Annotated in this window: 22 protein-coding genes; 5 read left to right on the top strand and 17 right to left on the bottom strand. The window is 39.4% G+C overall.

Annotated elements, in window-relative coordinates:
• The first annotated feature begins 15 nt into the window (after window positions 1-15).
• Entirely contained in the window at window positions 16-696 is a 681-nt protein-coding gene (locus tag AC0N32_RS04980; RefSeq protein ID WP_476392757.1) for a type 1 glutamine amidotransferase domain-containing protein, read from the top strand.
• A gap of 94 nt (window positions 697-790) precedes the next feature.
• Window positions 791-1,312: a DUF1440 domain-containing protein gene (locus AC0N32_RS04975; RefSeq protein WP_476392756.1), complete on the top strand. Its 522-nt coding sequence runs from the start codon at window positions 791-793 to the stop codon at window positions 1,310-1,312.
• Between the two features lie 21 nt (window positions 1,313-1,333).
• Here the strand turns inward: AC0N32_RS04975 and AC0N32_RS04970 are convergent, their stop codons facing one another.
• A complete protein-coding gene (locus AC0N32_RS04970) occupies window positions 1,334-2,209 on the bottom strand; it encodes an AraC family transcriptional regulator (RefSeq protein ID WP_476392755.1) in 876 nt (291 codons plus the stop codon).
• 107 nt (window positions 2,210-2,316) lie between these two features.
• Here AC0N32_RS04970 and AC0N32_RS04965 point away from each other — a divergent pair, with 107 nt between their 5' ends.
• Both AC0N32_RS04965 and AC0N32_RS04960 read left to right on the top strand, forming a co-directional pair.
• Window positions 2,317-3,456, top strand: a complete 1,140-nt coding sequence (locus tag AC0N32_RS04965) for an acyltransferase family protein (protein WP_476392754.1) — start codon at window positions 2,317-2,319, stop codon at window positions 3,454-3,456.
• 8 nt (window positions 3,457-3,464) lie between these two features.
• Window positions 3,465-3,854 (top strand): VOC family protein, encoded by a 390-nt coding sequence (locus AC0N32_RS04960; protein WP_476392753.1) that lies wholly within the window; start codon window positions 3,465-3,467, stop codon window positions 3,852-3,854.
• Between the two features lie 31 nt (window positions 3,855-3,885).
• Here AC0N32_RS04960 and AC0N32_RS04955 read toward each other — a convergent pair whose 3' ends face one another.
• Window positions 3,886-4,581, bottom strand: coding sequence for a DUF1826 domain-containing protein (locus AC0N32_RS04955; RefSeq protein ID WP_476392752.1), 696 nt, complete (start codon window positions 4,579-4,581; stop codon window positions 3,886-3,888).
• A 158-nt stretch (window positions 4,582-4,739) separates the two neighbouring features.
• On the opposite strand from AC0N32_RS04955, the gene AC0N32_RS04950 reads away from it, so the two are divergent.
• Window positions 4,740-5,585 (top strand): transporter, encoded by an 846-nt coding sequence (locus tag AC0N32_RS04950; RefSeq protein ID WP_476392751.1) that lies wholly within the window; start codon window positions 4,740-4,742, stop codon window positions 5,583-5,585.
• 143 nt (window positions 5,586-5,728) lie between these two features.
• Here AC0N32_RS04950 and AC0N32_RS04945 read toward each other — a convergent pair whose 3' ends face one another.
• The 15 genes from AC0N32_RS04945 to AC0N32_RS04875 form a co-directional block, all read right to left on the bottom strand.
• Entirely contained in the window at window positions 5,729-7,879 is a 2,151-nt protein-coding gene (locus tag AC0N32_RS04945) for a hypothetical protein (protein WP_476392750.1), read from the bottom strand.
• 1 nt (window position 7,880) lies between these two features.
• On the bottom strand, window positions 7,881-9,299 hold the full coding sequence (locus AC0N32_RS04940) for a hypothetical protein (RefSeq protein WP_476392749.1): 1,419 nt from the start codon (window positions 9,297-9,299) through the stop codon (window positions 7,881-7,883).
• A 2-nt stretch (window positions 9,300-9,301) separates the two neighbouring features.
• Window positions 9,302-10,141 (bottom strand): hypothetical protein, encoded by an 840-nt coding sequence (locus AC0N32_RS04935; protein WP_476392748.1) that lies wholly within the window; start codon window positions 10,139-10,141, stop codon window positions 9,302-9,304.
• Window positions 10,142-10,299: 158 nt separating this feature from the next.
• Window positions 10,300-10,740 carry a lysozyme gene (locus AC0N32_RS04930; protein ID WP_476392747.1) on the bottom strand — a complete coding sequence of 147 codons (441 nt, stop codon included), beginning with the start codon at window positions 10,738-10,740 and terminating at the stop codon, window positions 10,300-10,302.
• Window positions 10,737-11,309: a hypothetical protein gene (locus tag AC0N32_RS04925; protein WP_476392746.1), complete on the bottom strand. Its 573-nt coding sequence runs from the start codon at window positions 11,307-11,309 to the stop codon at window positions 10,737-10,739. Before AC0N32_RS04925 ends, AC0N32_RS04930 begins: the two co-directional genes overlap by 4 nt.
• Before the next feature lie 462 nt (window positions 11,310-11,771).
• Complete coding sequence (locus tag AC0N32_RS04920) at window positions 11,772-13,088, bottom strand: ATP-binding protein (protein WP_476392745.1); 1,317 nt, start codon at window positions 13,086-13,088, stop codon at window positions 11,772-11,774.
• Between the two features lie 558 nt (window positions 13,089-13,646).
• On the bottom strand, window positions 13,647-14,384 hold the full coding sequence (locus tag AC0N32_RS04915; protein WP_476392744.1) for a hypothetical protein: 738 nt from the start codon (window positions 14,382-14,384) through the stop codon (window positions 13,647-13,649).
• Between the two features lie 647 nt (window positions 14,385-15,031).
• Complete coding sequence (locus AC0N32_RS04910) at window positions 15,032-15,883, bottom strand: hypothetical protein (protein WP_476392743.1); 852 nt, start codon at window positions 15,881-15,883, stop codon at window positions 15,032-15,034.
• A gap of 155 nt (window positions 15,884-16,038) precedes the next feature.
• Window positions 16,039-18,108 carry a glycosyl hydrolase family 28-related protein gene (locus AC0N32_RS04905; protein WP_476392742.1) on the bottom strand — a complete coding sequence of 690 codons (2,070 nt, stop codon included), beginning with the start codon at window positions 18,106-18,108 and terminating at the stop codon, window positions 16,039-16,041.
• A gap of 294 nt (window positions 18,109-18,402) precedes the next feature.
• The gene (locus AC0N32_RS04900) at window positions 18,403-18,813 is read right to left on the bottom strand and encodes a 5-fold beta-flower protein (protein WP_476392741.1); all 411 of its coding nucleotides are present in this window, start codon (window positions 18,811-18,813) and stop codon (window positions 18,403-18,405) included.
• A 458-nt stretch (window positions 18,814-19,271) separates the two neighbouring features.
• Window positions 19,272-19,760 (bottom strand): ankyrin repeat domain-containing protein, encoded by a 489-nt coding sequence (locus AC0N32_RS04895; RefSeq protein ID WP_476392740.1) that lies wholly within the window; start codon window positions 19,758-19,760, stop codon window positions 19,272-19,274.
• A gap of 17 nt (window positions 19,761-19,777) precedes the next feature.
• Window positions 19,778-23,530 (bottom strand): GH-E family nuclease, encoded by a 3,753-nt coding sequence (locus AC0N32_RS04890; protein ID WP_476392739.1) that lies wholly within the window; start codon window positions 23,528-23,530, stop codon window positions 19,778-19,780.
• A 351-nt stretch (window positions 23,531-23,881) separates the two neighbouring features.
• Window positions 23,882-24,277 (bottom strand): hypothetical protein, encoded by a 396-nt coding sequence (locus AC0N32_RS04885; protein WP_476392738.1) that lies wholly within the window; start codon window positions 24,275-24,277, stop codon window positions 23,882-23,884.
• Window positions 24,278-24,334: 57 nt separating this feature from the next.
• Complete coding sequence (locus tag AC0N32_RS04880) at window positions 24,335-24,502, bottom strand: hypothetical protein (RefSeq protein WP_476392737.1); 168 nt, start codon at window positions 24,500-24,502, stop codon at window positions 24,335-24,337.
• Window positions 24,503-24,794: 292 nt separating this feature from the next.
• On the bottom strand, window positions 24,795-24,953 hold the full coding sequence (locus AC0N32_RS04875) for a hypothetical protein (RefSeq protein WP_326984355.1): 159 nt from the start codon (window positions 24,951-24,953) through the stop codon (window positions 24,795-24,797).
• Window positions 24,954-25,191: the final 238 nt, after the last annotated feature.

Below are 25,191 nucleotides of genomic sequence, written 5' to 3'. Positions count from 1 at the left end.
ACTAAAATAATTAAAATGAAAGTACTATTTGTAGTTACATCACATGACCAACTGGGAAATACAGGCAAAAAAACAGGATTTTGGGTAGAAGAATTTGCAGCCCCTTATTATTCGCTGAAAGATACAGGTTTCGACATTGTCATTGCCACACCAAAAGGCGGACGGGCACCTATCGATCCGAAAAGCGAAGATCCTGATGCACAGACTCCTGCTACCGAGCGCTATTACCAGGATAAAGAAGTACAGGACATTATTGCCAATACCCAAAAACTGAGTGATCAGAAAGCAGATGACTTTGATGCTGTTTTCTATCCGGGCGGCCACGGACCTTTATGGGATTTAGCTGAAGACAAAGATTCCCAAAAATTAATCCTTGATTTTTATAACAGTAAGAAGCCTGTGGCAGCAGTTTGCCATGCACCGGGAGTATTTAAAAATATAACGCTTGAAAACGGTGAGCCATTCGTAAAAGGTAAAAACGTTACAGGTTTTTCAAATACTGAAGAAGAAGCTGTTCAGCTTACGGATGTGGTTCCGTTCCTCGTTGAGGACGAACTGAAAAAATCGGGTGGCCGGTATACCAAAACCGACGACTGGGGCGTACACGTTGTGCAGGACGGATTGCTGATTACAGGACAAAATCCTGCCTCTTCCGAAAGTGCCGCAGAAAAATTAATTTCCGTACTGAAGAAGTAATTTCATTGATCAACCATTATGTAAATCATCAAATATGGGCGTCTGTTTTGTACGGACGCCTGTTTTACCTTATCTGAATTTTAAAAACCTTACAATGAATACATTAACCAAAACTCTTATAAAAGGAATTGCCGCGGGATTACTGGCCTCCTGGATAAAGTCATTGGCAGAACCGCCATTGCAGAAACTGGGCGAAAAAGAGTTTCCTCCCACATCTGATGAACTCAAATTACGGGGTGCAGACGTAAGCCGGCAGCCGGAAAATATGCCACCTGCCATTCTTGCACAGAAAGTGTATTACAATATTACCCATAAACCGCTTTCATCAGAAAAAACCCTCCAGTCGATGAAGATCATTCATTATACTTTGGGGACATTAATTGGTGTCGGGTACGTTTTTGCCGCTCATAAAAACAAAAACCTGACCTCAGGTGAAGGTATCCTCGCAGGTGCCGGCGTGTGGATGCTTACCCACGGATCTGTCGTTCCCGCACTTCAGCTTCAGGGGAAGGTCTCCGAAATGCCTAAATCATGGTGGGTCTGGGAGTTCGGTTCGCATATTATCTTCGGAATAGGCATGGAACAATCAAGAAAATGGATGAATAAGATGTTTTAAATTCCTATCATTATATTTCAATTAGAATCCATCTGATGAGCTTTCTGCCGATGCATTATCCTTCCTAAACCGTGTCGGGGAAACTGTTTTCATTTTCTTAAAAACCCTGTTATAATAAGGTATATCACTGAATCCCGAAGCAATACAAATCTCAGCGACCGATAATTTGGTCTTCAGTAACATCTGGCAGGAACTTTCAATTCGAAATTCTGTCAGGTAGCTGAAGAACGATTTCCCTGTCATTTTTTTAAAGAATACACAAAATGAAGATTTTTGCATTCCGGCCAGCTTTGAGACTTCTTCCAGTGTGATATTCCTCTGGAAATTACTTAAGATAAAAAGATAGATTTCCTGGAATTTTCTTTCTTTCGTATTCTCTATAACAGGCATTCCGACGACCTGTATTTCTTTGCTGTTCGAGATCAGTTGCAGTATTTCGATAAAACTTGTGATTCTTCCTGCCTCATCCTGATTTGCTATGGAAGTCATCATCATCTGTAATCGCTTGACAGTATCGTCTTTAAAAGAAACGGCATCCTGAATATTCAGGAATTCAGAGATTCTGGTGAATAATTCAGGGAAGAAGTCTTTGCTGTTTACAATAAAGTCATGATCAAAGATCATCGTGATATTCTCAATTTTTCCTTCATCGTCATGCACCGCTTGATCAAAAGACCAGCAATGCGGAATATTAGGCGGAATGAGGATAATCTCTCCTTTTGAAAAGGTTTCCGTTTTTTCACCGATCGTCCTGATCCCTCCTCCCGTGACTATATAGGAAAGTTCCCAAGTTTCCTGCTGATGGAGCGGAACCTGCTGATCCCATTTTACATGTACATGATCAATCTGAAAAGTGCGGCCCTTAGGTTTGGGATAATATTTCAATTTCTGCTTCATTTAGAATCAATTCTTATAAAAGTAAATATAAGACAATAAATAAAAAATATACAACAATCGTTTTGATTGATCACCTTTTATTTTTGCAGAACATTTTACAAAAACTCATGGATCAGACCTTACCTATTTCCCAATCTAAACCTCATTATGAAATTCTCGACGGACTGCGCGGTGTGGCCGCGATTGTGGTTGTCATTTTTCACATTTTTGAAACCTTTTCCAACGGAGATCATGTAAAGCAGATCATTAATCACGGTTATCTGGCGGTAGACTTTTTCTTTATGCTTTCGGGCTATGTCATCAGCTATGCTTATGATAACCGCTGGAACCAGATGACAACAAAAGATTTCTTTGTCCGACGCCTGGTACGATTGCAGCCGATGATCATTATGGGAACTCTGGTCGGCGCCTGTCTTTTTTATTTTCAGCAGTCTGAAGGATTGGGCTGGGGCGGAATTTCCACGACCCCCGTCTGGAAGCTTATCCTTGTCATGCTCATTGGAATGACCGTTCTCCCTGTCACCAAAGCACTTGACATTCGCGGCTGGGGTGAAATGCATCCTTTAAACGGTCCGTCCTGGTCATTGTTTTACGAATACATTGCCAACATCGCCTATGCGCTGATCCTGAGAAAGGTTTCTAAAACGGTACTGGGAATTTTGGTCTTCATTTCTTTAGGATTCACTTTGTATTATGCATTTACGAATCCTAATGGTGACATTATCGGAGGTTGGTCGATTGATGATGCCACACAGCTGAAAATAGGTTTTACAAGATTGACATTTCCTTTTCTGATGGGAATGTTTTTAGCAAAGGCCATGACTTTAAAATACACTAAGAACGCATTCCTGACCACCGGTATTTTACTGGTAGCTATCCTGGCATTTCCGCGTCTTGGAGGCTATGATAATCATGAATGGAATGCTTTGTATGAGTGCCTTACCCTGATGATTCTTTTTCCGGCGATCATTCTACTGGGAGCCGGCGGAAAAGTAATGGGTTATAAAGCCAATCGTTTATGCAAATTTTTCGGGGAGATCTCCTATCCTCTTTATATTACTCATTTTCCGCTGGTCAATGTCTATATGGCCTGGGTCGTAAATGGGAAACATACTTTGAGTGAGCCCATAACCTGGATGACAGGATTACTTACCGTTGCGGCCTCTGTTATTCTGGCTTATCTGCTGATGAAAGTTTATGATATTCCGGTTAGAAAATGGCTAAACAGAAAATTAATTGCTAAATAAATAATTAAATGAAAATAGATCATATAGCAATATGGGTGAAAGACCTGGAAAAGATCAGAGCATTCTACGAGAAGTATTTCGGAGCCGTTTCGAATGAAAAATATAATAACCCGACGAAAAGCTTTGAATCTTATTTTTTAAATTTTGACAACAGCTGTCGGCTTGAGATCATGAAAAGACCTAATATTAAAGAAAGTGACCATTCTTACACGGTTCAAAAACATGGTCTTACCCATCTTGCCTTCTCCACAGGAAGCAGGGAAAAAGTGGATGAGCTGACAGAAACTTTAAGAAGAGACGGTTACACTGTTGCTGGAGAACCCAGAGTCACCGGAGACGGATATTATGAAAGTGTCATTCTGGATCCGGAAAACAACATCATTGAGATCACAGAATAATCATAATTTACTGAATAATGAAATTTAAATCCTAACAAATCAGCAGTAGCCGGTATTCTCCTTCGTTTTCCAGCGGTGCTCTATGGATGCAGGGTAAAACTTTCTGCCCAGGATGATCTACAGCCAGTCGCCAGAGGTTATTCTTTCCCAGATTAACAGGCCTCGCATCCGGTTTTGGCATGTAATGAAGATCAAAATAATTCTCTCTCAGGAATGTTTCAAATTCTTCATCGTCACCATCGCATAAAGTCCGGAGCTTTTCACGGATCTCGGGAACCAGGATCTTCTGTATGCATTGGTCGTTGGGTAAAAAATCGCTCGCCGCACCAAAATAAGTACACAGAAAAGTATCGGTCGCAACCGGTGAACGGTCTGCGTGGTACGAATATACATCTGTAGAAATAAAATCAAACTCCTCGTCCCGGTCATAGTTTTTCACGAGGTTAAGCGATGGAGCCGCGCCAAAATCCGAAAGCATTTTCAGATCACCGATAATAATTTCCCTGGCCAGATTTCCTTTTTCCGATAAATCCAGCTGCATAAGATCATCAACACATACTTCCGTGATATTTTCTTTTAAGGTGAGTTTAGAAACAATTTCCTCAAAATCACCATCCAAATCTCTTTGCCAGCAAACAGCATTGGTACTTCCCTGAAAATTGAATGAAACAAGTTCCGAAAAAGAAGAAACGAGAACGTAGCCGTTTTCTGACGAAGTATAATTCATAATAAACAGTCGATGATTTAAAACTGATGCAAAAGTAAACATTTCACCTTAACCTTCCGGACACCATATCAGGATTTATATTTATTCATTTTAATACCACATTTCATCTTTTTTTAAAATATTAGTATACATTTTGTACTGTCCTCCAAAAAAAAACGATGACTTATCACTACCATTTGCTGAAACTTATTGTCCCGGTATTTTTCATTTCAAACCTTTTCTATGCCCAGAAGGAATCACCAAGAAAATATACTTTGTTTAATCCTGTTCCGAAAGCACTCATGCGGGAAATGGAAACCGACCGCCCGGATGTCACCGAATCTCCTTTCACCGTGGATGCCGGACACATTCAATACGAAACCGATCTTCTCAGGCTGAAAAATGAGAATTCTGATCTTACGAATACCAGGACCTTATTAATCAACCAGGGAAATGTGAAGATTGGAATTACAGGTTCAACCGCCATACAGATTGGTTTTCAAACCTATGGAATTCAGAAAGAAACCGAAAAGAATTCGGGACAAATATCTACTACGCAAGGTTTTGGTGATATCAACTTCAGGATAAAACAAAATATCACAGGAAATGACAAAGGGAATTTTGTAATGGCCGTTTTGCCTTATATAAAAATTCCATCTTCTCAATACGATGAGGAAAGCCGCATAGAATACGGACTGATCGTTCCCATGCTTTACCAGTTTGCAGGCGACTGGAATCTTGGATTTCAGGTAGAACTCGACAAACTAAAAGACCAGGATCTTCCGGAAATGCATACTGAGTTTTTACAGACGCTTACCCTCAGCCACCCTTTAGCCAAAAACATCGATGGCATTGCGGAGACGTACTATACTTATGATTTTAAAGCACATGAATTTTCAAATTATGTAAATGCCGCCATTCAGATGGAAGTAGCGAAAGATTTTAAAGTCGATGCAGGACTAAATTTCGGATTACAGCATCATGCAGAGAAAAATTACTTTGTAGGTCTTTCATACAGGCACTGATCAGTAAGTATTCCTGAAAAGAATCATCTAAAAAATTTTAAATTGAATAATAAAAGAAGCCACAATCAGAAGATGTCATCCTCCGGCTGTGGCTTCTGTTTTTATTGAATGGTTAAAAACTTATTCATCCATTTTTAATCTGATCATAAATATTTACAGGACTGTTCCTTTTCTATGATTACCCGTAATGATTTTGTCACGTACAGTCTGATGAAACAAGATGCCGGAATATTGGCAATCTGTTTACCCATGAGCATTACCGGCATATTCGTTCCGGATTGGTCAAAATTGTAAATAACAATCTGCTGTTTCGGATGAATTTTCATAAAATCAACAGCCATTTTAATCTCCTGTCCGATAATATGGATCAACCGGTTTCTGTCGTCAACTTTAAGAACGCTTCCTCCCGGCACATAATATTCATGAGGATCCAATCTGACCGCATATCCGGATTGGTCATTAATGATCTCATCGGTCAAAGAAGCAATATTACCATCAGGAATGAATATCGTATCCGGTTTTTCATCTTCAGATTTAAAATTCTTGCTGGCTTTTACCGATCCCTCTACCGTGAGTTTATCCTTACCATTGGCTTCCCGTCCCATCCCGAAGGCTCTTTGCTCAGTATGATAATTTAAGCCGTCAAATTCATCATGCCTGGATCCATAAATATAATACTCACTTCGTTTCACGGTCAGAAATCTTTCCTGGTTTCTGTCTACAATTCCGGAGTCACCTCCAAAATAATCATCTGCTATGACCAGTCCCGTCCCTAAATTGTAGGTAAATTCCTGATTAACCCTGATCCCGTAATTAGCAATGTCATTCCATGTATTGATCCATATCTGGTTAATGTTACTGGCCGGATGTGAAGTACTCATGGCATCTGTAATACCATAACCTGCTAATGTCGTTGGATTCGTTCCGCCTGTGACGTGTCCCTGCGCATTCACGGTTACCGATCGATAGGTTCCCGCCGTTACTCCTGAATTAGGGTGGGTATAGGTACTCGACGTCCAGGGTACCACAACCACCAATTGATTTTGCGAATTTTGCATGACAGGATAAATTCTTCCCGCCACCTCGGGAGAAGGACTGGAAGCACCACTCACGAATACATTACTCCCCAATTTTACCGCACCAAATGTTGAATCGCTGGCAAGTGGTAACTGGGAAGCCGGCACTTTCCCTCCGCTATCAAGTGTAGCCACTCCATTAAATACACCCAACAATCCCAGAGGTACAAAACCACTTAAAGTAGCATTCAACAACGAATCCATCTGACCATAATTAACGGCATGGCCATTCGATGAAGCATTAGGAACAACCGGGCTGTTGGTGAAAGTTTTTGTCCCTGAAATGGTTTCATTCCCACTTTTCCCAACAAACTGACTTAATGATTCTGATTTCGTGAAATAATTGGAAAGCTGACCAAAGTTTACAGCTTGGTTACTTTGGGTGGCCACCGGAACTGTAGGAGATTTCGTAAAATTATTAATACCGAAAAAAATATTGTCGTCGCCACGATGCGGAAATTGCGGAGCAAAAGTATGTGACAAATGCCGGAATCCGATCTGTGAAAGGTAAACCAAACCATCTGTTGTCGTCGGATTTGATAATTTAAATCTAACCCCGCGAACGGAAATAGTGCCTACTATAGATTCAGCAAACAAATACAGCCCGGAATTCAAAATATTCGTAATATTAGTAGCACTAAAATTAGCAGGACTATACCACACATTATTATTATCCATCACCTCCACCGTGATGTCTCTAAAATAACGTTCCGTATTAAATCTTGTGTGAACAAAAGGCTGCCAAAGTGCACGTGAATAATTTGAAAGTACAGAACTAAAATTAATGGTTATGATCAGCTCCGTGGTGGCATCACAATTTATAAGAGATACAAATCCTGGTTTCTGATTGAAAATTCCGCTTTTAAAACTTTCTTCCGTTCCGCTAAAGCTACCACTTCCATTAATCACAACCGATACATCATGTTCCTTATCTGCCAATGCCAGTTGGTTTCGGTCATATAATCCGGTAAAACCCTTGTCGGCAGCTTCTCCGCCAATTGCAATAATTTTATTAACCAATCTATCCGGAATTTGCCCATTGGAGATCTTACCTGTGGAATCCAGCGACGGCACACCGTTGGACGCATTTTTCTGTGACAAAGGAATATATTGAACACTGTCTAATGTTCCATCAGCCTTTAAAAATTGAGCGGCTGTACCTCCTACGACTTTAAAGCCCTTTGAAGAGGTATAAAGTGCATATTTGATATCGCTCATGTTACAAGTCTTTGCTGGTTATGGTAATGGATACGGTATTAGGTAAAGCGGAATCAAACTCAACATCTATTTTGTTCGGATCCGTTAATTTTATTCTGCCGTCTATTTTATAAAACGTAACAGTATCGTACATGGCGACCTCGATATTTCTGGTTCCCAAATTGTGTGCGATACTTGCCGTTCCTACAATGGAAGTTGTATAAGACCTTACGATATTACTTCCGGCAGTCACTCTACCTTTGGCATCTACCGTCACCTGGTCATAAGTACCGGCCGCTACTCCTGTGGCAGCTAGGGTAAGTGCGGAAGTTGCATTGACGGAGCCGTCAAAAGAAACACTCCAGGTTCCGTCACCTGTTGCCGAGATTGTTCTTGGAGTTGTGAGCTTAGCGGCAGATCCTGTGGTGTTGATCGCTGCCGTACCTGATAATAGTGTGGCAGGCACCGCGGTAATCGGGATGACAATATTCGCACTTCCGTCAAAAGACTGGGCCGTTCCCGTAACACCTGAAACGCCGATCGTCCTTGGTGTCGTTAATTTTGTTGCACTCAGAACACTTTTTGCTGCATCCGCTGTATTGTCAGCATTTGCCAGTCCTACATGGGATTTATTTAAAACAACGACCCCTGTCAATCCGTTCACGGAATCGACTGCTCCGGAAGTGATATAGACGAAAGTTGTTCCCGTCCAACGGTATGTTTTATTGGTATCAAGGGATACATAGATCTTACCGGTTTCCCCGTTGATCACGTTGGTATATGCAGCTTCCTTATAGAACTTTCCGTCTGCCGTTCTATAATAACCTTCGAGTACATCATCTACGTACGATGGCAATTGAGAGGCCGGTACCAACCCCGACGCATCAAGTGCGGCAACTCCGTTTGCTGCCCCTTTTTGGGATAGAGGAACATAATTTGCCAGATCCGACGACGTAGGCATAGAAGCCAAATTTACGGTGATCCCATTGGCGGTCTGTACAATCCCTGTTACAACATTTCCACTTCCTGAAGTCGCTACCGGTAAGGAAAAGGTCGTTCCGGACAATGTTAAACCGTTTCCTGCGCTGTACGTAGTATCCGAAGAGGCTAAAGTGATCGTATTGCCACTTTGGCTGACGGCCATATTGGCCCCTGCGGCAAGCGTCACATCACCGGAAACCAGTGAGCCCGATGCTCCTCCTTTTAAACGCGTGATGGTATCCGGCGTGCTGATTGAACGGTTTGCCGAGAGATCATAAGACGTCCCGTTGATGGTTAAAGTCCTGGTTTTAGGCACATAATCCAGAGGATTAAAGTTTCCGTCATACCAGAAGGAACTGATTGGCCGTGTACTGCCACCGGCTGTTAAAATGTCATTGTCTGTTTTTCCTTCGATTTTGTATCCGACGGAACTACGATAGTAAGCGTATTTGATATCCATAATTATAATTTTTTTATTGTTAACTGAATTAAATTTGGCGGTACTGAATCAAACAGCACCTGAATATTTTTAAGGTCTATTCTTTTTACCTTGAGCGGTACGGTAAACATGGTAACGGTGTCGTAAGCATCGATCACAAAGTTTAAAGTATCCAGATCATGTTTGATCACGGCGTCGCCCCGTACCTTTTCCTGGTGCGTATTTTTTTCGGGGTCTACGGCAGCTTCCAGGTTTTGAATTCTACTGTAGACCTGATTATTAAACTGATTCTGATAGATTAGCGAACCCCAGCCGGAATACAGTCCCAGGAGCCTGATTTTGTCATCCGAACTTCCCTCTGCTATTGCTGCGCTCAGCCATTCGATCTGCTCCCTGTTTGCTTTGATATAGTCGACGATCTCCCTGAGCTCATCGAGATTTACATCATCCGAGGCCAGCATTTCATCGATCTTCCCAATACGTACCAGCAAATCGTTATCACTTGCTTTCAGCATATTCACCATTTCCGTGATCTGTGCCTTGGTATAAACATTTCCGGGTACTCCGTCGCCGTCGACGGTCGCTGCCAGATTGATTTTTAATTTTTCCTTCCACTTTTCCACATCGTCCGGACTCAGATTGGATGCGTTGAGTTTGGCCAGCACGGCATGATGCGCGTTTTCATCAGTAAGGTGATCTGCAGACGGAATAGCTTGCAGAACTTCATTCAGGCCATTCACTTCTTCCATCCGGATTTTATCCGCTACATGACGGAAAGACGAAAAAGTTTCCTGAAACTGAGACTGCGTGGGGGTATCGCCCTTTTCAAACCAGCTAAATATTGTCGTTAATGGTACTGCCATGATTATCTGAAATTAGGTTTGAGTTCTTCATTTGTTATCACAATTTTCTAAATTAATTAATGTCTGATTTTTTTCATTTGCTTCTGATTTTTTAAGTTATTCCATATAATTTTTATTTGAGTTAAAACTTTCTTTCCGAGGTCCGAAGCGGCAGGATCTTATTTGTCAAAAAACAAATCGGCTTCTGCTTTTCTTCGTCTTATAAGCCCGTTCAGGATTTTTCCGCCGGCGGTAATGTATCTGGATGTAAACCAGCTTCTGATGGCTTCCGCATCCGCCTTTTTATTGATCAGAGAAAACAGGGTATCCGATCCTCCGGTATTGTAGGTATGAGAAACCAGCGCATCGAACTGATTTTGTGTAAGATCCACCTTAATTTTGCGGCTGACGATTTTCTCATAAACCGGTAAAACGGATGAAAACAATTCCGCTCCTTTTTCCCGGGTGATCGCAGGATCTTTAAGGGTTACTTTTTTACCATTCGGATAATACGTGTTTCCATAGCCGATAGTCGGAATGCCCGCCGAATCTAAATAAGGTTGGGCACTGAATCCTTCAAATGATAAAATCAGGCTGATTCCTTTTTGTGAGATTTTCATTTCTTAAAATATTTATAGGTGAAAAACATGAGGATTAAAGTGATGCCCATCACCGTAAGGAAAATCCAGGCAGTGATTTCAAATCCGCTCACTTTTATTTTCTTTGTTTCCTGAGAGACCACCGAATTCTTTTCTTTGATCATTTCTTTGGATACCGCCTTCTGGGCGGTGTGCTGAAGAATATCCGCAGATTTTTCCTTTTTGCTTTCAGAATACCCGTTCGATGCTTTTGCATAACGATTACTGATTGAATATTCCGCATTTCCCATAATGGAAATACTCTGGACCGTATCCTTTCCTATCACATTGTGAAAAACAAAGGGATTCGACAGATCCGACTTTCCGCTGATCAGCAGGTCTCCGGATATTTCATCTTTCTTTTCAGTGACTTCGGCCTGAGCGCTTGCATTATGAATGGTTTCTGTATGCTGTACGCTCGACGAATCGGCCTTTACCTGCTCCATTTCCTTTTTGACTTCCCTGGAAACGGAAGTTATTTTCTGTTTGCTCCGGCAGCAGCCCAGGATAAGACCACTGAATATGATCAGGAGCAGAATTTTTGCTTTCATTAGTTTTAGTTTTAATGATTAATGGATGAAAATCTTCAGATGCTGATTTTGATCTTCCGAAGACTTTCCTTTATCTATATTGTTTAGGCTTAAAAATCAGAGATGCATTTTCCCTAAAAGCCCGGATAACTGGAAGTAGAGCATTTGCTTATACCGCTGAACCCATCAGGCAGTTCGTTAGATCCGTAAACCTCTTCAAAGAAGCCGTCAAGGGTTCAGAAGAGCCCGTCAACCAGTCCGAAGAGCCCACCAACCAATCCGAAGAGGCGATCAGGCAGTCCGAAGAGAGAATCAACCGTTCAGAAGAAGCGATCAACCGTTTAGAAGAAGCAATCAACCAGTTAGAAGAAGCGATCAACCAGTTAGAAGAGAAAATCAAGTACAATTTATTACTTCTCAGCGATTTACAGCATTTTCCAAAAGATCAAAAAGTGAATTATTCTGTGGGATGGCATCTTTTTTCTAGGAGAAGATCTTATCTTCCTTCATGTATTCTTTTCTGATGCTTTCCAGGAACATCTCGGAACTCACTTTATAGTCAGGATCCTTTAATGCAATGGCTTTTAAACTGACATCCTGGATGATGTTCATAATGTTTGACCCTGTAAGTTCGTACCGTCTGGCAACCTGTTCCAGATCAATATCGATGAGTTTTAGCTGTATGGGTAAATTGTGCTGCCAGATACGCAGACGCTCCTCATGCTTGGGATTATTGAATTTGATGCAGCTGTGAAAGCGTCGCGTAAAGGCTTTATCCATATTATTTTTGAAGTTGGAGGCCAGGATAATCAGTCCGGAAAACGTTTCTATCCTCTGCAGGAGATAGGAAACTTCCTGGTTGGCGTATTTATCATGAGCATCTTTTACATTGGTCCGTTTTCCGAAAATAGCATCAGCCTCATCAAAAAACAGGATCCAGTTTTTGTTTTCCGCTTTATCGAATAATTTGGAGAGTTGTTTTTCTGTTTCCCCGATGTATTTTGACACCAGCATCGAAACATCTACCCTGAAGACAGGACGTTTGATGTATTTCCCCAAAAGGCTGGCGGCCAAAGTTTTTCCCGTACCCGGATCGCCGTAGAACAGGACCCTGAAACCCGGCTTCAGTTTTTTCTGCATGCCCCAGTCTTTCATAAGAACCGGGTTGCTGTTGTACCAGGCTTCGATACCCTGAAGCTCATCCATGGTATTCTGAGGAAGGATAAGATCCGTCCACGACCGGCTGGTATGCAGCTGCTCTGCAGGGAAATCATTGCTCATTTGCGGCAATACTTCCGTTCCCAAAATCATGGTATTAAAAGCTTCCTGAGGGACACTTATCGGGCTGTTGACCGGTGTACGATCACCGGCCGTACCGACAAAAGCAATCATCTCATCTTTAACCAAGACAGAATCTGGGCTTAAATAATCCAGCACATTCAATCTTTCGGAAATACTTTCGCCTCCTAAAATGTACTGAACCATCTGAACGGTCGGAAAGAAGAGCCTTCCGTTTTCGTTAAGCGCGCAAAAATCAAACATGGCATTACCAGGGAATTCGAGATAGATGCGTTTCAGTAACGCGGGATCCAGCCTGGGCAGCAAAGCCATTAAAAGAATGATGACTTCCTGGTGTACAAGTCCCTTTTGTGAAATATAGTCTCCTAACGGAAAGTTTTCATGGTTATCGTTTATAAATTCCGGTGCTGCCGTCCTGAAATCTGCCGAGGCATTGTTGATCCTCCAGGTAATCACCTCTTCCAGATGAGTAAATAATGTTTGTAGTTTTTCTGCCTCCATTAGTCTTTTCCGTTTGAAATTAAAACTTGTTTTTTATTGGGTTGTGCAATACTTTTCATTGCAGTCATTAGAAATTTTTATTGAAATAATTTTTGGAAGACATTTAATTATGATTACCTTCATTCATTATAACTCATACAGAAAGTCTTACCGGAGCTGCTGAAACCGCTCATTTTGAAAGTCTTTCCCCTTCCGGAATTCCCACTTTTTAAAGAATTGATCTCCTTTTGAAAGAAAATAACGGACCTTGTGATCCATCATCATCCATCATGAATGAGATCCTGATGCTGTGCATCAAAAAATTTCACTATTTCAAAAGTAAAAGGGATCCTGCTTCGGAGTATCTTACCCGGTTTTTTTAATATAATGCCCTACATTCTTAGAAGTTTAGCATTGTATATTTCTCTGGTTTATTCTGTAAACCTAAACCGGAAAGCTGCTCACAGCTGAGTATAAGTAATGGAAGTAAAATTCTGTCTTCATGGTTATCAGTTTTTATATTGTTTTTAAATCCATTATTTCAGAGTTCTACCTTAATCGATTTTTGTTTTAATTCAATTAATCGATCATGTAATTGATTATATCATTTTCTTCTCCCAGAATAATTTTTACCGTAACGGGATTGGATCTGAATCGGGTTCCGTTCACATCGATTTCCAGAAGTATCCGGATCAGTGAAAACGGTTTTCTGTGATGCACCGAATACCTGAATGAGCCTGGTCTGTTGAGCGTACCGGCGGGGTAAAAATCCCGGTAAGTTTTGCCGGGCCTGAAGTAATTGATGGGATTAATATCAAGCACCATTTCATTGGACTGAACAGGATATTCAGACTGCCTGCCCCACAATTCGGCATCGCCGGGAAGCTCCTGGTAAAAACCTGCTTTTTTTACAGATCCGCTCTGGAGTTTTTTTGTCTGCTTATAGCGTTCGATGATGATCTTCGGCCGGTATTTATCGATATCCAGCTCTTTTGATAATTTTATATTGAGGCATTTATACCTTACATCCCTGGACAACACATGCGTGTAGCCGTCTATTTTCTCTGCCGCGCGTCCGTCCGTATTTTCAAGATTGATATGGCCTCTATTATTTTCTGCAGGCTTTTCAGCAACATAGAAATGATAGTTTTTGGTTTTATGATCTCCTGTAGATTTTACATCCAGTCCGAAATTAAATTCATTCAGATGGACATAATTATCGATGAATCTGCCAAACTGACTTTGTGTGGGATATTTACCTGTTTCAAAATACGTTTTCAGCTCCTCTCTCTGGGTTAATTTGTTTATTTCTTCCATAATATTCTGATGTTTTAGCGGATGTCTTCCATTATCACGGGATCACGGCCGGCGATGTTTTAGTGTTGTCTGAATGTGTAAATGATTTAATGATTAAAAATAAACCTCAGCCGGAAAGCAGCTCCTGATCGGGAATCTTACCAACGGTCGTAACCGTTGTTGTTTTTAAAGCTTCCCTATGACTGGAATTCCCACTTTTTAAAGCGTGAACTAACTTCTGAAAGAAAATAAAAGTCTGCCCGGAAGGACTTTCTGTTATCTTACTTCGCGGATGAGATTCTGACTGATACGGCTCAGAAAATCCCGGTATTTCAGGAGTAAAGGGTGTCCCGTAATCGAGGATCTTACCCGGCTGAGGATTTATTTTATGATGTCATGGTTTACCTGTAAGGCTTGAAAGCCTTTTGGTTTTTCATTAGATAAGGCTTTTACCGGCCTTTAAATTGATGCTCAAAGTTCAGTATTTTTTTGTTCTTATAAAAGCTTTCTGCCTTGCCTGTTCAGTAGTTGCAGCGGCTTTTATTTTGATTGAATATTTTTGCCTTTATTTTTGATATTTCAAAGTTCAGACTTTTTTTCTTTCTGTAAAAGTTTTTTGCCTTGTCTGTTCTGTAGTTGCAGTGAGTCTTATTTTAAGATGAAATCACTTAGCTTTCATAATCACATTCTATCCTGGCATTTCTTATTCCTGACAGTACGCCTCCGGCCGGGACATTGATATTTTTCTGGCCCTGTAACAAAGAGGCTGTCATGAGCAGCGTATCGTTATCCGTGTCATAAATCCTGCATGCTATGGATTTATTGGTCCCGGAGAGATCAGCTCTGTAAAAGCAGACTAAAAAATCTCCTATGTCATAATGATCCGTTACTATATCTTCAGAGATATAGGTATTCGACCAGTAGTTCGCATATAATGCGTATTCGATGAATGCTTCGGTTTTATTAACAAAAGTAAGATTCGTATGTACATTATTTATTTTACGATCAAAATCCTCATTACTTATTTTTACGGAGATCTTTTTACTTTCTACTGTTCCCAGCCTAAAATTCTCCGGAATGGGGGGCAGATTATTTCCAAACAGCCTGTTGGTGTTGTGGCCGTCGTCGATCTGAGTGTTCAGATAGTAATATTTGTGTCCTTCCAATTCGTTTACGAGAAATTCTTTTGTGCTGATCTTATAAGGCGCGCTGCCCTGAAAATAGCGCTTTTGCTCTTTGTTTTCGGTTTTACCGATTGTAAAAGTCTGCTCTTCTCCTTCCTTTGAGCTTACCACGATCGGGAATTTCTCATCTTCAATCGTAATGGTATTATAAAGAATATATCCGTTATCAAGGGCCGCAAGGTTATTGGCGAGCGTCACCAGTTCTTTATTGCTGAGAGCGTCTTCTTTAAGGCTTAAAAAATCGATCAGTTCGGCAAACTGGTCTTCTGTCGGGTATTTGCCTGTCTCAAAATAGGTTTTTAATTTTTCTTTCGTGGTTATTCCGTTATTTTCCATTTGTTTTATTAATCTTTGCTGCTTATGATTTATGGCTCAAAATTCATGATTTTTAAATCTTTAACAAAGTTTTTTGGTGGGTGGATTCTGTAGTTGCAGTGGGTGTTTGTTTATGTGGATTGAATTCCAGCTGCGCGATCTGCGGTTAGTTGTATCTAAATGTCTTTCTGCTGACCTGAAATTCTATCTGCAGCAAAACTGGCGTTTAATTGGCTCTTAGTTTCATTTACAAGCTCAACAACTGTATTGAACTTCGATATTAAATCATTTAGATCTGTTACTACTCCTGCTACATCTGTTGCTGTAGAAGCTGTAGCTTTTACTCCATTAGGTGATCCTACATCTGCTATTGCGATAGATTGTTTAACTAGTCCATAAACAGTTGCAGTTGCATTCGCTACACTTGTCAGATTACTCCATCCCGTGTTTCCTGTAGCTGTTTCTTTAAGATATAATATACTTCCTTTGGTACCATTAACTACAATACATAAACTACCCCTGGGCGCTGTAATAGCTCCTTCAGGAGTTGCATTATTTGTTATTAAATATCTATCTCCTCCTAAAGATACATATTTGGTATTTATACCTACAGCTTCATTAGATGCGAGTATACAAGTATTATATCCTACCCCTACATTAACAGAATTTGTAATATTACTTAGTAATACAATACCTTGTACAGATACATAAGTACCTAGAGTGGTATTCATTCTTAACGTACTATTATTGGTTATATCTCCTGTATTATTACTTCCTCTGATAGCTATGCATGGAGCCAAACTGTAAATTTCAGAATACGTATCTAAAATTATATTATTGCTAATTTTTAAAAAGCTATTATAAACATATAAATTAATTCCGATCTCCCTAGATAAGCTTAAATTGTTACTTTCTACAATAATACTTTGAGTAGCTTGTAATTTAATACTACCTCCTATATTATTACCTGCTTGTCCTGCCCCAATAATTAAATTATTAGTGATTAGACAGTCTGTTGCAAATTCTACAGGGGGATTTCCATTACTACCCATTGCGCCCGAAATTACAATTCCTGCTCCTGTACCAATTCCTTCAATCCTACATTCCGTAACTTTACAGCTTAAGGGTGCGTGATCATCTACGTTTTGATATTGACTGGGAACGATAGCAAATCCTACTTTACAATTAAGAGTTGTACAATTTATAAAACTAATATTATCACCTGCATGAGTATCAAATCCTTCCCATTTAGGATTATTTTCAACTAAAAAATCTTTTACGGCACAGTTTTTTGATCTGGGGAACATAATTAAAGATGAATCAGTAGCTCTTCTTGTAAAAGCAATACCGTAGCCTAAAGTGGACATACCTGTTATATTCTTCACATACCCTTTCTGAATATTTACATTCTCTACACTGAATGCCATAATTCCTGCGTATCCAACACCCTCAATATAAAGATCTTTTATATTGATATTTCTACAAAATTCTAATAATATACCGTAATATGCGAATGATTTAATACTTACATTATTTAATGTAATATTGGATATATAATTAGAACTGTTAGTTCCGATAGCGGAAATTGCAACAGATAAATTATTTAAATTTATATAGCCAGGTCCTTCCAGATTTAAATTATCAATCCTATTGTTTCCTTCTAATAATATTAAATTTATATTTGAATTTGTTTTTAAAGTAGCGAGATTACCAATTAACAATTTTCCATCCGATAAATTAATGCTAGTCCCAATTAAATATGTTTTTTTACTAAATGAAAGAAATTTGACTTGTATATTCTCTAAAGCTTTATTAATGTATAATGAATCGTCTGCTACACCATCTCCTTTTGCACCATAGTCTTCTGCAGAAAGGGTATCTACAAATTGTGCGATCCAGGAACCTAGTGTTGTCTTTATTACCGCCCCTCCATCATCTACTAATGTGGAAAAGTTCTGGGTTGTAAATTTATATATCAACGGATTTTTGTCGCCTGATACATAATAACCAAGCAGAATAATCTCCTGGTTTTCATAAGATCCTTCTTTTTCCCGTAAATCAGATATTGTTTCAACTTTTAATAGAATATCATTATCCATATTTTCATCGTTTACTACTGTATTGTCGTTCAAAATATTGGTTTCAATGTTGCCAACAGGCATATTTTCATCTGCATGATGAGAGTTGTCAGGTCCAGCTTCGGTTGGTTGTTTACCGGATTGAGAATTGTTTTGTGAATTTGTCATTGGTTTATATTTAGGTTAAATTTAGGTTTGATGAGTTCACGATTGGATTTCCTTGTAAAAAAAATGTGTGATCTTTAAGCTTAATAATTCGGCTGAAGAAGATTACTTTCACTGTTCAAAAGTCACAATTTTTTACCTACTGGTAAAGTTTTTTACCCTACGGATTCTGTAGTTGCAGTAGGTTGAAATAACAAACAGGATAAACGGAGCAAACCTCTGATCTTACCATATAAAAAAGCTCAGATTATAAATCCGAGCCTTAATTTTTATCTAAAATGCAATGAAAAATTTCTGCTAATCCACCTTAAAGAAGAAAAAAACGACCGCCACCCACTCTATCTTCACATCTTTTGCATAGCCGATGGTATTGTGGCTGCTGTCTTCCACCGTCCCGTCATTTCTAATGTAACCAATCGTTGTATGACTGCTGTTTTCTACGGTTCCTTCTTTTTTAACATACCCCACTGTAGAATGGCTTCTGTTTTCGATCGTACCGTCACTTTTAATATACCCAATGGTACCGTGGCTTTTATTTTCAATGGTGCCGTCGCTTTTGATATACCCTACCGTCGCATGACTTCTGTCTTCGATGGTTCCGTCACTTTTGATGTAGACCGCAGTATGGTGGCTTCCGGATTCTATAGTTTGGGCGGTTAGAATGGAAAGATTGAATAACAGGAAACAAATAAGTATTGCTTTTTTCATGGGGTTAAGATTTTAATTCTTTGGCAATACTAATATATGACGAATTTTTTTAAATAAAATAGATGATTTTCTGAACAGAAGCACAGATTTTCCAACGCGATCAGAATTCTTTAAATTGAAGTTCTAAAACTTTGATTGACTTTACCATTTCATATTCAATACCTTTTGCATGGTACTGTCAAGGGTCTCACACTCGGGCGGTCAACACCTTCCTGACAGTGCGGTCAATGTACTATTGATGGTGTGGTCAATGTGACGTTGAATGTAGAGTATGTCCTTATATTAAATACTTTCCCATTTGTTATAACTTTTTTAATATAAGAATCTACTATACCAATAACCTTAATTGCAGTTATTATTAAAAAAACAGACCTTGATTGTTATAAAAAAAGCGAAACTTCAAAAGTTCCGCTTGTTATGATATATATAAACTATAAAAGATATTTGTTTGGCAACAATTATTTTAAACTATTAAAATAATTTATGATTTCCTCTGTTGCTGGCAGTAGATCTATTGCAAGATTATAATTACTATAATTTTCAGGATTGTCTGCTTTGAAAGGGTCTGCTCCCGCTTCTACTAATATTCTAACAATTTCTAAGTTATAATTAAATACAGCCTTCCATAGAGCGTCGTTACCATGTTTGTCTTTTAAATTAAGATCAGCTCCATTTTCCAATAATAATTTTACCATTTCCAAATTATTGTTTCCAACTGCAGACATCAAAGGGGAATAATGTCCCTCATATAGAGCATTAACATTTGCCCCTCTTTCTACTAAATATTTTACAATTTCATTTCTACCACGATTTATAGCATGGTTTAATGGTGTACCATCAACCAAATTAATTTCTGTCGGGTATTCATCAAGGGTTTTAATAACATTATTAATGTCTTTATCAGCACGAATCATCGCTCCTAATTTTCTTTGTAATTCAATTTCCATAATTATTTATTTTGTTATTATTCATATTTGTGACTCATATTTGCTTTAGGGTCTTCAGGATAATAATTTTCCTCATTATTATACTCTGATAAAAACTCTTCATAAGACTTATATCCTGAAATATATTCATCAACTAATTCGCTATATTTATGTTCTGGTTTATGTCCCATGTGCCATTGATCAAATCTGCTTTTATTTCTATCCCAAAACAATTCTTTTAGTGGTCTTAAGTTTGGATCAAAAACTCTTTTATCGGGTCGTTGCTTTTCAGCTATTGCCCAAACTTTTTCTACTAATCCAGCCTTATAACTGGGCCTATTCTCCATCAGATATTTTCGTTCTCCATTAACCTTTTCAATATCTCCATTTTTCCATTTGGCTAAAAACTGTTTAAATGTATTTTTCTCAACAGCATTACTTAACCCTTTATAACGAAACTCATGCTTTACAAAATCTTCTTTATTATTTTCGTTCGGTTCATGAATTTCTTTTATATCGGCTAAAAATTTACCTTTGACATATTTGGCTTTAATTAAATCATTTTCTTTAACAGGTAGACTACTTGCTTTTACAACTGGTTCATCTTCCAACTCAATTTCAAGTAAATTACCATCTTTTTCTGGATTTACTTTTCCATGAATATGGACTAAATACTTATTATCTTTTTCCTGCCTGTCGACAACAAGTTTTAAGTCTACTAAATGATATTTAGCAATTATTTTGTCAAATATACTAAGAATATTTACTTTTTTAAGACGTTTATTTTGTTTTAAATAAGAAGTTCCTTCTTTTATTCCCGCATCTAAATCTTTTTGTTTTTCAGCTGTAGTACGTAGGTCTTCTTGTTTTCTAAATACCTTATCTTTTTTATCTACCTTATCTTTTCCAACACCAATTTTCCCAAGCAAACCTTTCGCCTTCCCTTTTACAAAAGTCCAGAACTTCACAATGGCATTTTCAATACGCTGTCTGATATTACGGATAACGCCCAAAACTTTATCTGCCAATCCGCCAATTCCAAGCAATGAAGCTAAAAAGCCAATTAAAACAGGAACTGCTTTACCCAAAGCATTTTCTATGGATTTGGCAACGGCACCTACATTTCCGCTGGCGATGGCTGCAACACTGTCGATGAAGGCTTTTATCAGCTCCATGATCTGTGCGGCACGCTGGATAAAGAATTTCACTACATCAATAATGGCCATGGCCGCTTTAATGAATGCCCCTACCGGAGTCAGTAAGCCCATAATCCATTTGATTCCTGCCTGGATCACCTGGGTCCGGATCATATCCATGATGGTATCCATGATCGTGGCTTTCAGGTCGGCAAACTGGTCTTTCAGATGTTCCCAAAGTCCTGCAACACCTTCTTTACGGACGATCTGTACCATTTCGAAGCCGGTTTCAAGAACTTTCATCACGGGTTCTCCTATAACCCGTGAACCGATAGCTCTGATGCCATTCCAGGTCAGGCCAAGCACCTGGGTGGTTATGGAGAAAATTCCTTTAAGGGAAAATATATCTTCCGGCATGTTTAGATCGATACCTTTCGTAGCACCGGTCAGCCAGGTAAATAATCCGGTTTTAAGATGCGTCCAGATATTAGCCCCGAAATTGGCAAATCCCTGCCCGACCCCTGCAATAAGGTTTTTAAAGAAACCTATCGGATCGGCTATAATAGCCATGACTACATCTGCAATGCCTGATAATAAGTTGGTCAGCGTGTTTTTAATTTCAATGATAAAGGCAAACACACCACTAAGGGCATTCAGCGCCTTGCTCACCAGTCCGCTGTTCTGAGATTTTAATTCTTCAATCCTTGCATCTATACCGGCAATATTTTCAGCATACTTTTTGGCCAGTACGTCGATGAGCGCATCTTTCTTACTGTTGACGCTTTCTTCCAGCGCATTGAACTTATTCTGAATCTCAGCAATGGCTTCCTTACCGATCTTACGTAAGCTTGGCGATAAACTGTTGACATACGTCTGGACTTCTTTTTTACCTTTTGCAATTCGGGCTTTGGCGGCATTAAGCTGGTTGGTAACAAGGATGGCAATGTCGTCAATATAGCGGTCCATCGTTTTAATATATTCCTGCTTCCCTGTAACAAAGAAAGCATTAACTTCTTTAGGCAAGCCTACAATGGCATCTCCCACTCTTTTAATATTTTTCCAGCTTAGCCAGGATCCTCCATACCGTTCTTTCTTATATGCTTGCATTTTTCTTTCTACATGATCTTCGAAAACTCTTTTAGCATCTTTACTTCCTTTATCAAACTTCGCGGCGACGTCTTTATCAAGAGTATTTAAAATCGTGTCTACATCTGTTTTAGAAGTATTGTAAATGCTGTTGATACGGTCGGCTATTTCTTTTCGTTTCTGGGTATCTTTTGTGGCGGTGTTCTTTTGCTCCCCGTGTGCATGATTCAATCCGCCTTTACGGGCATTGTGCATTCCGCCGATATGATGAATGGCCTGAGATTGTGCCTGTTCGCGTGTTTTAGACAATTCGCTGTTTTCCGTATTCCTGAATTTCTCCGTGGCGGCGGCACTTTCTGTTTTGGCTTTATTTTTTTCGCCTAAAGCTTCTGTAAATGAAGGTTCATTAGAGTTTGCGAGCATTTTATCGGTAACTCCGTGAGTCTTCATCTCGCTGTCAATGGTATTGGTTTCCTTCTGCAGCGGCTTCTCCACGCTTGCAGAGTCCCTTTTGTTAGGCATTGCTTTGGCTGCATTCGGAATAATGGGGGCTTTACCGGCATTAGGGGCCGGCATCTTGGCAACGGAACGGACAGGTTGACCCTCGACATTCGGTTTTGCGGCGGTCGCTGATGCAATATCCCCCGAAGCTGCATTTTTCTCATTTTTGACGTCAGCAACCGCATTTGTATTAACTTGTTGTATGTTGTTATTTTTCTCGAAATCATCGGCTTCAGCTTCATCTTTAGGAAGCCTGATTCCTTCAATTTTTTGTTTTAGTAAAGCTTTAAAATCTTCTTTGCTGAATGTTCCCGGTTTTTGGGCATCCATATGGTTTACTTTGCCGGCCTGCGCCATACTTTCCCGTTCGTTGGCAGGTGACGGAGCGGCAGCCTGAGCATCATTGCTTGCCTTTTGAGAGGGCTCGTGGCTTTTCTGAGATTGTGCCGTTGTTGCGATCTTCCCGCTTAATTCCGTAAATTCAGGATTATTTTTGGCATTCGGAGAAGGTGCTGCTTCAGCGATTTGCTCTTCAGCATTATCTTTAATTTCTGAGGCTGGTTTTGCTTCGGCAGGATTTTCACGTTTTCCGGCTGTTTCCGGTTGGGCAACCTTTCCTTCCTGAGTTTTTTTATTTTGCTGATGCACTTCTGCCTGCTCTTCTACCGTTTTCGGGATAGAAGTCCCGGATTTGGTATCATTGTAATCCTGCATCTGATTAGCATTCAGGGTAGCCATATAGCTTTTTTCCATCTCTTTGGTTTCGGGATTACTGAGATCTCCGGTCTGCTGTAAATTTGCTGTAAATTTCCCGTACGCTATGTCAGAACCCTGATCATAAATGGTTTGCGATCCGTGAACAGCCGCTACTTTACCATTAAGTCCAAGCGTGCTGCTGCCTGGATTTTCAAATCCGGCACTCACTCCCGGGTTTCCTGATTTTCGGATCTGTGTGTTGGTTATTTCAGCCTCAGACAGCGGTATAACCACCGCATCTTTCGGCTTTTGTTTATTACTTTGCCTTTGGTGGACTTTAGGGTCTACTTCTACAGGTTTTGCTGTTTTCATTGACTTAGTTTTTTTAATTTCATTTTGGTTTAAAAGGCATACAAAACGCAATTGGAATAATTGCGTTTTATACACCTGTTGAATGTGAAAAAATCAAACCCGGTGCGGGAGATTTTTTAGAGAATGTAAGTAATCGGAAGTGGCATTTAGCGATAAGAAACAGGTAATGATGGAGCCACTCCAGTGTTTTATTTTCTTATTTCGATTTCCAGGTTACCCGGTTCAAAAATCATGTTTTCTGAGGAGATAACCTCATTTTCACAGCAATGGATTCTGTAGTTGCAGTAACAAGTCTTCAACAGCTGATCCTGCTTTGTTTTTCATTTGTTTCGTATTATAACATCGTTTCCATTACTTTTCGATCTGGTCTTCGGGAAGATTGATGACGGGAGCTTCCTCCTTTTCAAACGGTCTTTCCGTTCTGATGCCATATCGGGTTTCAATGAAAAGGCTCACGGCTTTCTCGATCCAGTTTGGGAGATTGGTGGTGATCATCTTTAAAAATTTATCATAACCATAGCCAAGCACAAATAATATCCCTGTCGAATACCATTTGTCATGCAGTTCTGCCCTGTTCATCAGGTAGCTCATTGTAAAACCTACGATAACGACGATCATCAGGGTGATCAGGTGTTCCCAGGGCTTTTTTTTTTCTTTATTCTGTATTGAAATTAAGACTCTTAGTAATCCGCCGGAAAAAGCGATGGCCGTTCCGATTAAAAGAGCTTTTATACTATCTAAATTCATCTTTTCAGTTATATATTATGGATTAAATTGCCTGATGGCGTAGCTTTCTGTTGTATGCTACTCCAAATCGAGCATGTATAGGTCATCTAAAAACTTTTTGCTTTTTAGCATGTTTTCAGCTTCGTCTGCATAAGCCAGTTCATCAATAAGGTCACTGATGTTTTTTCTGGGATTCTGTACTTTCTCTCTGTTTCTTTTTATTTTCTTTCTTCTTTTTTTATTCATGGTTTCCGGAGTTTTTTGATGATTATTTTTTAAGTTTTATTTTAGCGAAGGAGCGAACGGTTTTCCTCAAAATTTATGGACTGTTTTAAAGCATAGAACTAAAAATTAAAACCGTTTTTACCTTATTGTATGGATCTGTAAAATAAATCTGAATCCCTGAAGCATACTCGCAGGGCTTTTCGTTACTCGAATGATAAAGAACTGATCATGAGCACTGATCGGTTTTTAAAGATCTATTTATCGATGGATGTGGTGCACGATGGCAACAATTGATTTTCATACTGCGTTGCTTCTATGCCTGGAGAAGAATATTATAAATTGTTCTTTCGGATAAAAAGAGCATTTCCGTCAGTTCGGTGACAATGACTTTCATCTGTTTGTCCTGATTACGTTTTACATAATCGATGACAAAATCTTTTCTTTTTTCTACTAATTCTTTGCTACGTTTCATTTTGGTTAAAGTTTTTATGTTAAAAGTTTTTATTTCTGAATTAAAACAGATCTTTGTGCTTCTTATTATTTTGAGTGCCGGTTAAGGCCATAAGAAACCCATGAAGGCCGGCTTTAAGCCTTCGCAAGATGTTTAATCACATTATTCGGTCTTGATTTTCCTAAAAGTAAATACCGTATTTTTGATATTTCTCTTACTTAAATTTCAATTCAGAAGCCGTTGGTGACCATTTAATGAA

This window comes from Chryseobacterium endophyticum, assembly GCF_056333165.1.
Note: the sequence above shows the minus strand (reverse complement) of the source record. Positions and strands in the feature narration are given on the sequence as shown.